At 63.2% G+C, this 13,413-nt stretch carries 12 protein-coding genes; 5 read left to right on the forward strand and 7 right to left on the reverse strand.

Annotated elements, in window-relative coordinates:
* Window positions 1-214, forward strand: a 214-nt coding sequence (locus OXF11_17690; GenBank protein MCY4488933.1) for a hypothetical protein, incomplete at its 5' end; no start/stop codon positions are given.
* 388 nt (window positions 215-602) lie between these two features.
* Here the strand turns inward: OXF11_17690 and OXF11_17695 are convergent.
* The 7 genes from OXF11_17695 to OXF11_17725 form a co-directional block, all read right to left on the reverse strand.
* Window positions 603-1,781, reverse strand: a complete 1,179-nt coding sequence (locus OXF11_17695) for a YcjF family protein (protein MCY4488934.1) — start codon at window positions 1,779-1,781, stop codon at window positions 603-605.
* A 108-nt stretch (window positions 1,782-1,889) separates the two neighbouring features.
* Window positions 1,890-3,251 (reverse strand): YcjX family protein, encoded by a 1,362-nt coding sequence (locus OXF11_17700; GenBank protein MCY4488935.1) that lies wholly within the window; start codon window positions 3,249-3,251, stop codon window positions 1,890-1,892.
* A gap of 196 nt (window positions 3,252-3,447) precedes the next feature.
* Window positions 3,448-4,854, reverse strand: coding sequence for a hypothetical protein (locus tag OXF11_17705; protein MCY4488936.1), 1,407 nt, complete (start codon window positions 4,852-4,854; stop codon window positions 3,448-3,450).
* On the reverse strand, window positions 4,851-6,302 hold the full coding sequence (locus OXF11_17710; protein MCY4488937.1) for a hypothetical protein: 1,452 nt from the start codon (window positions 6,300-6,302) through the stop codon (window positions 4,851-4,853). The genes OXF11_17705 and OXF11_17710 overlap by 4 nt, the downstream gene beginning before the upstream one ends.
* Window positions 6,303-6,629: 327 nt before the next feature.
* The gene (locus OXF11_17715) at window positions 6,630-7,853 is read right to left on the reverse strand and encodes a tyrosine-type recombinase/integrase (protein MCY4488938.1); all 1,224 of its coding nucleotides are present in this window, start codon (window positions 7,851-7,853) and stop codon (window positions 6,630-6,632) included.
* A gap of 21 nt (window positions 7,854-7,874) precedes the next feature.
* Entirely contained in the window at window positions 7,875-9,056 is a 1,182-nt protein-coding gene (locus OXF11_17720) for a site-specific integrase (GenBank protein MCY4488939.1), read from the reverse strand.
* Window positions 9,057-9,466: 410 nt separating this feature from the next.
* Window positions 9,467-10,213: an arylmalonate decarboxylase gene (locus OXF11_17725; protein ID MCY4488940.1), complete on the reverse strand. Its 747-nt coding sequence runs from the start codon at window positions 10,211-10,213 to the stop codon at window positions 9,467-9,469.
* A 127-nt stretch (window positions 10,214-10,340) separates the two neighbouring features.
* On the opposite strand from OXF11_17725, the gene OXF11_17730 reads away from it, so the two are divergent.
* The 4 genes from OXF11_17730 to OXF11_17745 form a co-directional block, all read left to right on the forward strand.
* On the forward strand, window positions 10,341-10,829 hold the full coding sequence (locus OXF11_17730) for an NUDIX domain-containing protein (protein ID MCY4488941.1): 489 nt from the start codon (window positions 10,341-10,343) through the stop codon (window positions 10,827-10,829).
* 63 nt (window positions 10,830-10,892) lie between these two features.
* Window positions 10,893-11,915, forward strand: coding sequence for a biotin synthase BioB (bioB, locus tag OXF11_17735; GenBank protein ID MCY4488942.1), 1,023 nt, complete (start codon window positions 10,893-10,895; stop codon window positions 11,913-11,915).
* A gap of 36 nt (window positions 11,916-11,951) precedes the next feature.
* Window positions 11,952-12,158, forward strand: coding sequence for a DNA-directed RNA polymerase subunit omega (rpoZ, locus tag OXF11_17740; protein MCY4488943.1), 207 nt, complete (start codon window positions 11,952-11,954; stop codon window positions 12,156-12,158).
* Between the two features lie 192 nt (window positions 12,159-12,350).
* A partial coding sequence (locus OXF11_17745) for a nuclease-related domain-containing protein (protein ID MCY4488944.1) occupies window positions 12,351-13,413 on the forward strand: 1,063 nt, incomplete at its 3' end.

A 13,413-nucleotide genomic window follows, 5' to 3' on the forward strand; every position in this document is an offset into this window, starting at 1 on the left:
CGACTATCTGGAGCGGGAGGGCGCGCGGATGAAGGCGAAGAACCCGCCCCGGACGGACGACGCGCACGGTCATCTGATGAAGTACGGCCCGGAGCCCAACCACTGGAACGAATACATCCACTGCGCGTACACGGGCCATCAGCGTGAGGCGATCTTCCTGACCGGCATCCCGGACATCCGGGAGAGCCTGCCTCATGCTTCGACTTTCCGGTAGCCGGCGGCGAAGCGTCCGGCGGTTCCAATACGAGGAGTCCTGTCCCTGGCGGATGCCGGGGTTCACCGAGCCGAGCAGCTCGGTCCAACCGCGTTGCGCGCCGGACTTGGCACGGCCCTGTTCCCCCAATCTTTCCGCAAGACGTACTCGATCATAGTGCGGCGCGCTGCCATATGCGCGTCGATAGTGGTTTGAGAATGGAACCTGGACTCGGTAGCCCCAGGCGGAAACAGCCCTTGCGCCGTTTCCGGGTGGCCAGCAACCAAAGCCGCGCAGGCTGTTCCCTTGGGGTCAGGGGCAGGTGCAAGGACGAGACGGCGGAACGGGCCGGCGCGGTGAACGCCAACACGGCCACGCCGATCATCCGATGTCTTCTCACGTTTCGTCCTCAGTCGGTGGGCTGTACGGGTTGAAGGAAAGTAATCGCCCGCTTTCCCAAACGCCACAGGAGAGCAGCATTCACGGCTCCTTCCGTTACCTTGGTAGCCGCAACGGCAAGGGCTTGCGTCAGATATTCGTTCACTTCGCTCCGCAACGAGTCGGCAATCGCCTCGCCGGCGTCCTGCGACAGCCCGCCAAGGTAAGTGACCGCTATCGAACGTGTCAAAATCGTCGCTGTCTGCCCCGGTGCCGGGCGCAGTCGGTAGAGGAACGTGAGGTCCTTGATCAACGCCACGCATGCGTACAGCACGACGGCGCTGTCGATCACTGCCTTGGGCGCAAGGGCCGTACCAACCCCCACACGCGTAGCGTACTGCTTGACGCGATCTTCCGCTCTGCGATCCAGGATCGACTGGAACTGGACCCGGAACTCCGAAAGCCACTGGTCCGACGGCAAGGGTTCGTCGTTCGCCAGGAGTGACCGCCGCGCGTATCTGAGGTCGTCCCACTCGTCGTCGGTCAAACCGAGGGCTCTCAAACGTCTGTGAGCATGGTTGTCGAGTTGGTAGTTCTCCAGGTAGATTCGCAGTTCGCGCACGGCCTGTTCGGCATGTTCCGCGGCCAGTTCCTGCATGTGCCGGCGTTCTTGAAGGGCCTGGAGAGCACGCATGTTCACCGATGGATTGCGCTGCAAACGGATCAGCGTCAGGGTGAGTTTCAGTATCAGCCAACCAAGTATCCCTACGAAAAGCAGCCCGAACCCGCCCGCGATCCAGTTGAACGGTATCGGCAAGGCTCTGATGTCGTCAACTGCCGCGGCGGCCTGAAAAACGAGGAAGAGTCCGAGCACGGCCACCACTGCACACCCACCCCAAGTCAGGGCGCGACGGATGCCGGGAGGCAGCGCGAAATTCGCGGGTGGTTGCAGTTCCTTCTCGAACTGCCGCCGCAAAGCCTCGTCTTCCAGGCGTCTTGTCTCCTCGATCTCCTGGTCGCTCAACACCCTGGCCTCGTCCATCCTGGCTCCGGGTGTGTCCAACGGTGGGTCATTCCGTGTCAGTTCCGGTGAGTCTGTCGTCGTGGTCTCGGCATTCAGGTTCGCGGGCGGTTGCGGTTCCATCTCGAACGGATGCGGCGACGCATCGCGGTCCAGGTGTTTCGTCTCCTCGATCTCTTGATCGCTCAACACTCTGGCGTCGTCCATCCTGGATAGGGGTGTGCCCAACGGTTGGTTGCCCTGCCTACGTTCAGATAAGTTCCTGGTCGTTTTCTTCGTATCCATTGCCAACCCTCGCTACATTGCGACGAAGTCGAAAACGGCGTCCAGATTGCGATGCCTGGGAGGCTTTTGGATGTTACGCGGTGAACGAGCTGCCACTCTACGGAACCGGTAGCAATCCGGTCCCCACTCGTCCGGCCATTCATCTGGCAGCGCGGACACGGGAAATTCCACCCATGGTCGTTCTCTGTCATAGTCCACCACCGCACGCAGCCTGCTCTCGCCCATCTGAATGGTCGAGATGCATGCGCTGCAGTCAAACCACCTTATCTCCACACTGGGCAACAGGTCCTTTACGCGCCGGGTCATGCTGCGCAACAAGGACTTCAAGCGATCCTTCTTCAGATCGTCTTCCCTCACGAGGTCGGATTTCGTAGCCACAAACGCGACCCGCTGCACCGCCGAAGACCAGAGTCTCAATTTCCGAAATATGTTGAGTACCCGGTGGATGGACGAATGCCTCTGCATGCTTTCGAACAAAGCCAAGAGGACCGCGCAATTGTCGTTGTAACGATCGACTCCGCCGGCAAGCAGCGATGTGATGTCCACCGTCACGATCACGCCTTGAGCGTCGGTCACATTGCCGAAAGTTGGCATGACGAACTCCTTTCGGTAACGTTTGTAGTGCGTCTGCATGGCTTGCGCCAACCCGGAATTCTCGTTCAACATGCTTGTCGGTAGCGGGGCGAACTGACTCGACGCATCCAAACCGCACAAGCGCTGTTCCGCCAACGCCTCGGGATTCTCGCCGTCTGCCTCACCGCCATGGCGATCCAACATGAATATGGATGGCGATACCAGGATGCGGCAATCCCGTGCATAGCGCGCCAAAAGCAACTTGTAGCTGTGAGCGATCTGCTGCAACCGCGGGTCGAAATTCTCGACACCGTTCTGCGACCGGTTTGTGGACGCCGCGAGGATGTTCCCCAACTCTTGCTCGAAAGCATGGGCGGCGCCCCGGTGAGAGGAGTCTGCGGCGAATTGTGAAAACATGTAGCGGGACCAAGTTGCGTAATCGTCGTACAGCGCGATCCCCGCGTCTGCGATACGTTCTCCGGGGAAGTCGACGAATTCCACTTGTCGTGCTCTTGATCGATCAGAGCGTTTGAAAGTGCATATGTAACGATGGGTATCGGTCGTTTTGGTTGGCCAATTCCCGTTTTCGCTGGACATGAGACTTCGAAAGCGGTCAAACGGAAACGTCGATGCGGCCCGAACTTCGCGAAACTGTGTGATCCGCACGTTGTTTTCGAGGTGAAATAGGGCATTCTCGAATTCGTGCAATTGCCATAACAAGGAGGTCAAGAAGGAAGTCTTGCCGCTTTGAGCCAAGCCAGTTATGGCAATCTTTCTCTTTGCTGTCAGACCGTATGCCATGTCGTAGCACTCCTTTCATGCATGTCTGGCATCTCTTGGGGTGGAAACGTCCCTGTGGCAGCCGGCCGGGGCGCCGCTCGGTTCCTGCTCTCAAGGAGCGCCGGGCAGCGGCAGGGCAGCAACTCGACGGGCCGGCATGATCCCGTCTGGACGCCAACGTGACCGCACATCCGCAATAGTCCGCCCGCGTCAGCCGTCAGTGCGGATCTGCATCGCCGCCGGAATCGAGGCCGTAGAACTCTTCAACCGTTGCGTTCACGAGTTGAAGCTGCCGGGTGTCGAAGTCCCGGTAGTACCGCTCCCACAAGTAGTCTGTCGCGTATTGAAGCGATATCGCTACGATGACAGCGAGTTTCGCGCCGGCTGCGGCACCCGGAAGTGCACTCACCCCGCCGGCGTAGAGCCCGACGGTCCCGCCGACAATGGCGCCGCCGGCGCTGAACATCGGAACGATGGCGACAGCCGTGGCGCGGCGGTAGAAATCACGTCGACTCAGACGGCCCAAGTGGTACTCGTAATACGCTGTAGCCAAGAGCATTCCTTCTACCCCGAACGCGACAGGCAGAAATCCGGCACCGGCGGCCCGGACCCATCCCGTGGTTGGGAGACGCATGAACGTCGCGGACGAACTTGCGCCCAAGGTCGTTAACTGCCCGGCCCTGCCCAGTGCGACGCCTGTCTGCAAATAGGGTAGAGGGCCCCCGTCTAGAGTGGGGTCGTTCCACATCTGCTCGGCAACCGTGAGCTGCCGGTACGTATCCCAACCCAATCCCGCCACCCTGACCACGCCCAGGATCGCCACGCCCTGTGCGGCTCGATACTCCAACATCGCAATGGACTGGTCCTTCCAGGCTTTCTGGAAGAAGCGTCGAGTGTCGGTATTCTCCTGGGTTAACTCTCGTTCGATTGTTCGTGCTGTACGCTTCACGTTGTCGTGATTCCACCCGTTCTGAAGTGTGGGCGCTACCGGTTTGCCCAGAACGTGGCGAGTGCGCACGACGCCGGTGACCAGGCCGCCCTGTTGTGCGGCCACGATGACGCGCGCCGCCCCAATCTTGGCTTTTTCTGTAGCTTTCGGGGATCGGAGCAAACGTTTGGCCGCACGGATCGAATATAGGTTCTCGTCTTGCCGGGCATTGTAGAAGTGCCCGATCGGGGAGTTGCCTCCTTTCGCTTCAAGCACACGGACGAGGCCCGATCGGCGGTCCCAATACACGGAGTCCGGCCCTTGGCGGATGCCGCGATTTCTCGAAGCGAGCAGTTGTGTCCAACCGCGCTCCGCTGCAAATCTGTGGCGACCCTGTTCACCGATGCTCTCCGAAATCCCTATCCGCTTGTTTATCCGCTCATTTAACTCCAACCCTGCGCCAAGATATTCGCGTCGGTGGTTGTGTTGAATATAGAAGAGATTGGTCTCGGCTGTCGTGGACGGAAATAGCCTTCGCACCGTCTCGGGCGTGGCCAGTAGCCAGAGTTGTGCTGCCTGTTCCCGTGGCGTCAGGGGCAGGTTCAGGGACCAGACGGCGGAACGGGCCGGCGAGGCAATGAGCGTCGTCAGGGCGAGCAGGAACAGTGCAGTACCGATAATGCGGTGACTTCTCACGATCCGTCCTCCAGGAAGTCCCGCAACGATTTCTTCTCGGTCACCGCTGAGGCTTTCGCCACGTCTGTTTGATCGTCGTGTCCGTCCAACTCTCGCCAGCCTGTTTGAAAGGCTTGCTGGTAGCGTTCGTGAACGGGCAGATCTAGCAAAGCGAGGTTGACGGGCAGGAGATGATCGATCATGGCTTGCCGGACTTCGTGAAACTGCCCGGCGTCGAGGTACTCACGACGTTTCTGGCGCTCGGGGCTATCCGACATCAGTCTATCCGGCACCAACGACTTGGCAGTGTCCAGCCACGAACTGGCATCATCAGCTTCTTTGGATATCCTCTGAAGCGCATCATCGAACTTCCTGATTTCGGAAAGCACCCAGCGCTGATACGATCGCACGGCGCGGGCTTGGCGCTCTTCAGCGCGTCGGGTCTCTGCCGTTTCGATGGTCGCTACCGCGCGACGCAAGTCTCCCTCCAACCCGTCTTCGACCGGCGGGAGGACGCCTCCCAGAACGAGAGCGACACGGGCTGCCACCACCTGTTGCAGCAACATCCTGGCGGATGCTTGGTAGAGCGCGGGTTGATCGTGCTCCAGCTTCCGTGCGGTCTCCCATTGGTCCCACAGGGTGGCGGCCTGCTCAACGGCTTGGCGTCGCAGTATCTCCTTGTACAGTTTCTTCACCAGGGTGGGGATATCGAGATCGGCGCCGCCCCTTTCCGGGTCTGCCGCGTGGAACCCCAGAGACTCGTAGATCTCGGCAACCTCTGCCGCGGCACCCGGACCGCCCTCCAGGTATTGCTTCGCTTGCTCTACCGCCTTGGTGACGCGCCGCCGCGCCGCTTCGCCAGCCAGTTCGGCGGCGCGCTCCCGCAGCACCGAAACCAATGCCTCGGCGGCGCCCTCCGGCTTGGCGCCGGCAAAGGCGCGCAGTTCGTCGGCGACTTGATTGACTCGTTCAAGTGACGGGGCCACATCCGGCGGGTCATTCAAACCGGCGAAAGCCATCGCTGCCCATCGGACCGGCGAGAGCCGCGGAAGGTATTGCGGCTCGGCCCAAGCCGGAAGACCGGTGATGAGTCCGGATGTCTGGTCGAGGAAGCGCCGGGCCTCGCTAGCGTCCTTCGGCCATCGGCTGACATCGCTCACCTGATCTTCAAGCTCCTTGAGGCGGCCTTCCCACTCTGGAGGCATGCTCGCGGGGGAAACGTTGTCGAGTATCTTTTTCAGGGCGCTCGACTGTCCCTGAAGCACGCGTTGCTGCTGTTGGAGGCCGCTCTCAAACGCATCCAGTCGCGCGGAGAGGGTTCGCAATTGCTGGTAGTGAGCGAGTTTCTGCTCGTCTCGCTGTTCGTCACGGCTGTCACAACCAACCAAGCCTGACAGAAAGATGAAAGCAAGGCTGAACAACATGCGATTGAAACGATTCTGCTCATCTCTCCAGATGGGTTTGAACATGTGCGTACGGCTCCTAACGTTGGCGCTCCAGTCCTCGACTCTAACCGATGCCGGGATTCATGACCCGACGCGACCCCTCCTTCACGTTCCGCTTATTGGAAGACCCTTTTTTGAAACTCTTGAACTCCCTTTTCTCTATCCAAGAATACAGTGATCGAATTTTTTCATCTAGGCATTTTGGCCTTTTCCTTGTTGAGGGAGCGCCACAGGCGGGCCGGCTACTCGGGTATCTTGCTTGAGGCTCTCGTCCACCAGATAGGGAAGGAAGGGCGCTCGATCCGCTCCGAAAGACTCTTTCCAGCCCGGACGGCCTCACCGGTCCAGGGATCAGGCCGCTGTTCCGGCAGGGGCTTCGTCCCCGCCGTCCACCTGGCATCCCTTGAGGATGTCGGCGGCGATGCTGTTGGAGATGCGGATGGCGGACTCGCGCACCGACTCCCGCGCCAGGTGCGCGTACCGCGCGGTGGTCTCCACCTTCGTGTGACCCAGGAGCTTCCCGATCATGGTCAGCCCCTCGCCGAGAGCCAGCGCCCGCGACGCGAACGAGTGGCGGCAGTCGTGAAGCCGCACGTCCTCCAGCTTCGCGCGCCTGCGTATCCGGTCCCAGGGGTCGTTTAGGTTCCGGAGGTGCGTACCCGCCTTCTTCCCCGGAATCACGTGCGGGTTCCCCTCCACCCGCGGGATGCCGGCGAGCACCCGGGCCGCTTCCGGCGAAAGCGGCGCCACCCGCGCGCCGGGCTTGGAATCCGCGAGCCTGAGCTCGCGCGCATCGAGGTCCACGTCCCGCCAGCGGAGCGTCAGCACCTCGTTCCGCCGCAACCCCGTGAGCAGCAGCAGCCGGATCGCCGCCACCGCGTGCACCGACATTCCCCTTGCGGCCTCGGCCTCCGCCAGCGCCCGCCCCAGGCGGCGGAATTCCTCCTCGCTGAGAAAACGCTCGCGCCCGCGCTCGCGGTTCTTCACCACCAGCCGGCACGGGTTGCTCGCCTCCGGCATCTCCCCCCGGTCCTCCGCCGAGTTCCAGATGCGCGACAGCGCCTCCACCGTCCGGTTCGCCATCGACGGCGTCCCGCGCATCGAGTGGTGCAGTTCCGTCACCCGCTTGTGATCCACCGCCAGCGCCGGCGCCCTGCCCAGCGCCGGCAGCAGGTGCTTGCGGACGATCAGCGTGTACATCTCCACCGTCCTGGGCTTGCACCGCACGGCCACGTGCTCCTCAAGCCACCGGCGCGCAATCTCCCCCACCGTGGGACCCTCGGCCAGCGCCGCCGCCGGCTGCGCCAGCGGCTCCTCCCCCGCCTTGATCCGCGCGATGATCAGTGCCGCCCGCCTGCGCGCTTCTTCCGCCGTCACGATCCCGTGACGGCCCACCGTCACCCGCTTCGCCGCCCTGCCGTTGGCCCGGGTCTGCACCACGTAGTACTTGCTCCCCGACGGGTAGGCGCGGACCCCGAAGCCCGAAAGCTCCGAGTCCCAGTAGACCGTATCCTTCTCCACCACGAGCGCTTCCACCGTGCGTTTCGAGATCGTAGCCGTGGTGAGTTTCGCCATGGACCCGTGCCTCCCTCCGGCTCAGACCGCGTCCGGCGGCAGGATGTCCGCCCCGATGCTGCCCCCGACCCGCGCGGCCGAAACCTTCTCCGTGTCCCGCGCCAGGTGCGCATAGCGCGCCGTCGTCCCCACCTTCGCATGACCCAGCAGCGCCCCTATCATCGTAAGCCCCTCGCCCAGCGCCAGCGCCCGCGACGCGTACGAGTGACGGCAGTCGTGGAGCCGCACGTCGTCGAGCTTCGCCCGCTTGCGGAGCCTCATCCATATCGCATCGAGGTTCCCGAGTCGCTTCCCGGGCCTCCGCCCCGCGATCACCCACGGGTTGTCCTCCGTCCTCGGTATCCCCGCGAGCACCGCCTCCACCGCCGGCGTGAGCGGCACGCTCCGCCATCCTGTCTTGCCGTCCCTTAGCCGAAGCTCCCCCGCCGTGTGATCCACGTCGTCCCACCTGAGCGTCAGGATCTCGTTCCGGCGGCAGCCCGTGAGCAGCAGGAGGCGGATCGCGCCAATGGCGGAGGGGAACACCGAGCCGTCGGCCTCCGCTTCGTCGAGCACCCGGCCCAGCACCCGGTACTCCCCGGGCGTGAGGAAGCGCTCGCGGCGCGCTTCCCTGTAGCGGCGCACCGACCGGCACGGATTGCGCCGCGGCGGCGTCATCCCCCAGGCTTCCGCAAGACGGAACATGTTCGCCAGCACACCCACCGCCGCGTTCGCCCGATAGGGCTTCTCCCGGAGCTTGTGGTGGAACTCCGAGACCTGCGGGCGGTCCACCTCGGAGAGCCGCAAAAGGCCTAGTTTCGGCACGATGTGGAGGCGCAGGATGCGTTCGAAGGCCTCCATCGTCGCGGGCCGGCAGTTCACCCGCACATGGGCCTCCATGTAGCGCTCGGCAAGCTCCGCCACCGTGGGCTCGGGCGCCGCAGGCGGAGGCACGGGCTCCAGCCCCTGCTTGATGCGGTCAATGGCGAGCGCGGCCTTGCGGCGCGCGTCGTCCGGCGTCAGACTCCCGTAGCGGCCGAGCGCGAAGCGCTTCGGCCCCCTGCCCGCACCGCGGGTCTGCACGCACCAGACCTTGCGGCCCGAGGCATAGACCCGGATGCCGAAGCCCGGTAGGTCCCGGTCCCAGACCACGGTGTCGCCCGATTCCACGGCGAGCGCATCGACGGCGCGCTTGGTGAGCTTGACGGGTTGACGCGTGGGCATGGGGCGATCTCCTCCGGTCTCGAAATGCGAAACCGAAAACCGAAGAAAATGTTATCAGGACCGTAATCGAAACGCAACCCACTGAAATCGCACGGTGCAGTGTGGGGTGTCATCATCTGGCGTGGCTTGACCGAACGGCACAGGAGCATGAGGGATTCGGAATTAACCATAAACTACTGTAATATAATGGGTTATTGCAGGGCTGTCGTGACGGGACTTGACATGACGGCGCTTGTCCGCTACCCGAGAAATGGCGGAAATCAGGTGAGATCAGTACACAATATATGGGTCTTTTTCGCCGTCGGCTGCGTTGCTCTTCCTCGCGTGGTGCACGCCACTGCTCGTCATCGCGCCTTGCCGACGACAAAAAATCCTCCGCATATTATGACGCGAATTAACCAGACACCACACTAGAATCGCGACAGCAACGAGCCGAAGCCGTCGATCCTGTCCGTCAGTCCGTTCTGCCGCAGCGCGTACCAGTAGATGGCCGTGTTGATGGCGATGACCGGCTTGCCGAGCCGGCGTTCCGCCTCGTCCGCCAGCCGCGCCATGGCCAGGTTCGTGCCCACCTGCACCACCGCGTCCACGTCGCCGCCGTCCACCTCCCGGATCGCCGCCTCCAGCGTGTCCGCCTGCACATGGGCGATCTGCACCGGGCTGTCGCACTTGAGGCCCTTGAGGCGCACCACCTCGTAACCGCAGTCGGTGAAGAACCGCACCACTTGGGCGTCGCCCACGGGCATGTACGGCGTGATCACCCCGATGCGCTTGATGCCGCCGTAGGCCTCGAACGCCGCCTCGCAGGCATAGGAGCCCATGGCGACTTCGACCCCCGACCGCTGCTGCACGGCCTCCAGCAGCCGCTGACTGCCCTCGGCGCCGTCCCAGAAGGTTTCGGAGGACATGCCCATGATCAGGTAGTCGGGCCGGCACGTCATCACCCGATCGATGGCGTTGTCCACCTCCGCGCGGATGTTCTCCATCAGTTGCTCGAAGTCCGCGTCGTCGTGGATGGGATCATCGGGTATCCAGATCCGGCCGAAGTGGTTGGTGACCCCGCGCGGCCGCATGTCGTCGAACTCGGGCTGCACCGAGGTATTCGTGGAGGGGGCGATGACCGCGAACTTTCGCCGCCAGCCTAAGGCGTCAGCCATTCAGGTTCCTCCGTTCGTTCTCACGCGGGGGTCCCGCGCGGAGGTTGCTGGACTCGCGTTCATGGCCCAAGGTATAACACCACAGGGTCCCGCAACTAAAGCACGCGGGCAGGACGGAAGGGACAAGATGGCGATACCGGAACGCTACAACACGGGTTACAACGTCGGCGTGGGCGGGGCGGTGGTGCGGGACGGACGGCTGTTGTTCGTCCGGCGCGCGTCGCGCCGCGGGCACGGCAACTGGCAGGTGCCCGGCGGCTTCGTCGAGCCGGACGAGACCATCGAGGATGCGGTGGTGCGGGAGGTGGCCGAGGAGGCCGGAGTGGAGGCCGAGGTCCAGGGGGTGCTTGGCGTGCGCAGCCGGTACGACGAGGACTCCGGCAACAGCCTGTACGTGGTATTGCTGCTCCGGGGACTCACCGAGGAGCCCACCCCGGACCGGCGCGAAGTGGACCGGGCGGTGTACCTTACGCTGGACGAGATCCGGGCCCTCGACCCGTTGCCGCAGACCAACTGGGAGGTCGCGCAAAGCGCCCTGGCGGCCGAGCCGCGGCTGCTGATGCCCAAGACGGCGTCGAATCAGCGGGGTCAGATCTTCAACCTGTTCATCGGTTAACCGCGCGGCGCGGCGCGGGCGTTTGGTTGCAAGATCGCACCCCTCATGTTACACGACAACCCCATGAACAACGTGGAACCGAGGTACGCCGAGCTTGCGGAAAAGTCGCTCGCCGGGCAACTCCTGTCGCCCGCGGAAATGAAGTCGGTCATCGACGGCCCGGACGAAAGGCTGCCGGAATTGCTCGAGGCCGCGTTCCGCGTCCGCTACCACTACTACGGGAAAAAGGTGCAGATCCACGTGTTGATGAACGCCAAGAGCGGCCTTTGTCCCGAGGATTGTGGCTATTGCTCCCAATCGTCGGTTTCCGACGCCGAGATCGACAAGTATCCGTTCGTCGCCAAGGAAGTGTTGGTCGACGCCGCCGTCAAGGCCAAGCAGGCCGGCGCCATGCGCTTCTGTCTGGTCAACAGCGGCCGCGGTCCGACGCTCAAGGAAACGGAAAAGATGGCCGAGGCCGTGGCCGAGATCAAGAGCCGGGTCCCCATCAACATCTGCGCGTGCATGGGGCTGCTCACGGAGTCCAAGGCGCGGATCCTGAAGGATGCCGGCGTGGAGCGGATCAACCACAACCTCAACACCAGCAGCCGCTACCACCCGGAGGTGGTATCCACCCACACCTATGACGACCGCGTGGCGACGCTGGAAAGCGTCAAGGCGGCGGGGCTGTCCACCTGTTGCGGCGGCATCATCGGGCTCGGCGAGCAGAACGACGACGTGGTGGATCTGGCGGTGTCGTTGCGGGAGCTGGACGTGGACTCCATCCCGGTCAATTTCCTGCACGCCATCCCGGGAACCCCCATGGAAGAGCGGTCGAACCTGACCCCGCAATACTGTCTCAAGGTTCTGTGCCTGTTCCGTTTCGTCAACCCGAGCAAGGAGATCCGCGTGGCCGGCGGCCGGGAAGTCAACCTGCGTTCGCTCCAGCCCCTGAGCCTCTATCCGGCCAACTCCATTTTCGTCGACGGCTACCTGACGACGTCGGGTCAGGCCGCCACCGACGCCCATCGGATGATCGAGGACCTGGGCTTCGAGATCGAAACCTCCGGGCAGGACGAACCGCTGGAGCAACAGAGCATCGCGTAACGGCCAGCCGACGTTCGCATAGTGGGAGAATTTGCCGTGGCACGAATTACCGTCGAAGATTGTCTGAACGAAGTCACCAACCGCTTCAAGCTGGTGATGCTCGGTTCCCAGCGAACCAAACAGCTCCTCAAAGGCGCCAAGCCCCTGGTGGATTCCGACAACCGCGAGATCGTCGTGGCCCTGCGGGAAATAGCCGCGGGAAAGGTCAGGGAAGCGGAACCTGAAACCACGGAGATCGAGTAAGCCGCAACTCCAGCCCTCGCCCGCCACGGGCGGGCTCACCATCATAACAACGTAGTCCAGCCCCACAAGAGGGCCCCCTCCGGTCCCAAGCCCGCAAATCAGCGCATTTGCACGCATCGTCGTTCTGGAGTCGGTGGCTTGGCGTCCGAGCATGGCGCGATACTCCACGGCACCCTGCCTGTGGCATTCAAGATGACTGAAAAGCCGTACAAGCAACCGGCCGCACCCACGGACCCGCGGCTTCGAGCCGGCGTCGAAGCCGAGAGGCAGATGGCGCACTACCTGCACCGCGGTTTCCATGACGATCCGGAGACCCACGTGTTGCACGGTCTGCGGGTCGAGGATCGCGAGCAGCCCGAGCAGGACGGCTCGCCCGGGGTGTGCCAGGTCGACCACTTGGTGGTGCATCGCTGGGGGATGTTCATCATCGAGAGCAAGTCGGTGTCTGAGGAGGTGCGAGTCCGGCCCGACGACACGGGCGGCGATGAGTGGAGCCGCGTGTACCAGGGCAGGGAGGCAGGGATGCCTTCCCCGATCCAACAGGCGCGGCGCCAGTCGGAGTTCCTGCGGACGTTGCTGGAACGGCACCGCGAGAAGTTGTTTGGGAAGCAGTCAATCGGATTGCGTACCATCGCCAGGCTCTTGACGGGAAAGGACCACGCCGGGTTCATGGATGCGCCGATTCAGCTCATCATCGCGGTATCGGACAGGGGGCGAATTGGCCGCCTCGATGGCTGGAAGGAACCCCAGGAGCCGTTCCCGGTGTTCGTCACCAAGGCCGATCTGGTCCCGGACAAGATCGCTCAGGAGCTGGAACGCCACCGCAAGGGTGCGACGTCGTTGGGCAAGTCACAGGGCGAGTACGGTTTGTGGGACATCGAGGAACAGGCAGCGAAGGCAGTAGCCGAGTTTCTTGCCGCTCGCCACGTGGAACGTTCCGCCGCCGCGCCAGCGCGGAAGGACCGAACCGCCTCAAACCAGAACCGTCCACCATCGCAAGGAACGGCCACGCGCCGCACGAGCACGACCGAACCGGTGTGCCGGCATTGCCGCTCAAAGGATCTCACCGCGACTTGGGGCAAGTTCGGATACTACTGGCGGTGCGGCGCGTGCGGCAAGAATACTTCGATGCCGAAGGTGTGCCCGCGATGCGGACCCGACGGACGGCAAGGCAACGAGATACGGGTTCGCAAGGCAGGGAAAACGTATTTCCGCGACTGCAAGGCGTGCGGCACATCCGAGGTGATTTGGACCG

This window comes from Deltaproteobacteria bacterium (genome assembly GCA_026712905.1).
GTDB lineage: Bacteria > Desulfobacterota > Binatia > UBA9968 > JAJDTQ01 > JAJDTQ01.

Bases quoted from the DNA above. Each gene is read 5' to 3' on its own strand.
- OXF11_17715 (MCY4488938.1), bottom strand. From the start codon at position 7,853: ATGGCGAAACTCACCACGGCTACGATCTCGAAACGCACGGTGGAAGCG.
- OXF11_17720 (MCY4488939.1), bottom strand. From the start codon at position 9,056: ATGCCCACGCGTCAACCCGTCAAGCTCACCAAGCGCGCCGTCGATGCG.
- OXF11_17730 (MCY4488941.1), top strand. From the start codon at position 10,341: ATGGCGATACCGGAACGCTACAACACGGGTTACAACGTCGGCGTGGGC.
- OXF11_17725 (MCY4488940.1), bottom strand. From the start codon at position 10,213: ATGGCTGACGCCTTAGGCTGGCGGCGAAAGTTCGCGGTCATCGCCCCC.
- OXF11_17710 (MCY4488937.1), bottom strand. From the start codon at position 6,302: ATGTTCAAACCCATCTGGAGAGATGAGCAGAATCGTTTCAATCGCATG.
- bioB (MCY4488942.1), top strand. From the start codon at position 10,893: ATGAACAACGTGGAACCGAGGTACGCCGAGCTTGCGGAAAAGTCGCTC.
- OXF11_17700 (MCY4488935.1), bottom strand. From the start codon at position 3,251: ATGGCATACGGTCTGACAGCAAAGAGAAAGATTGCCATAACTGGCTTG.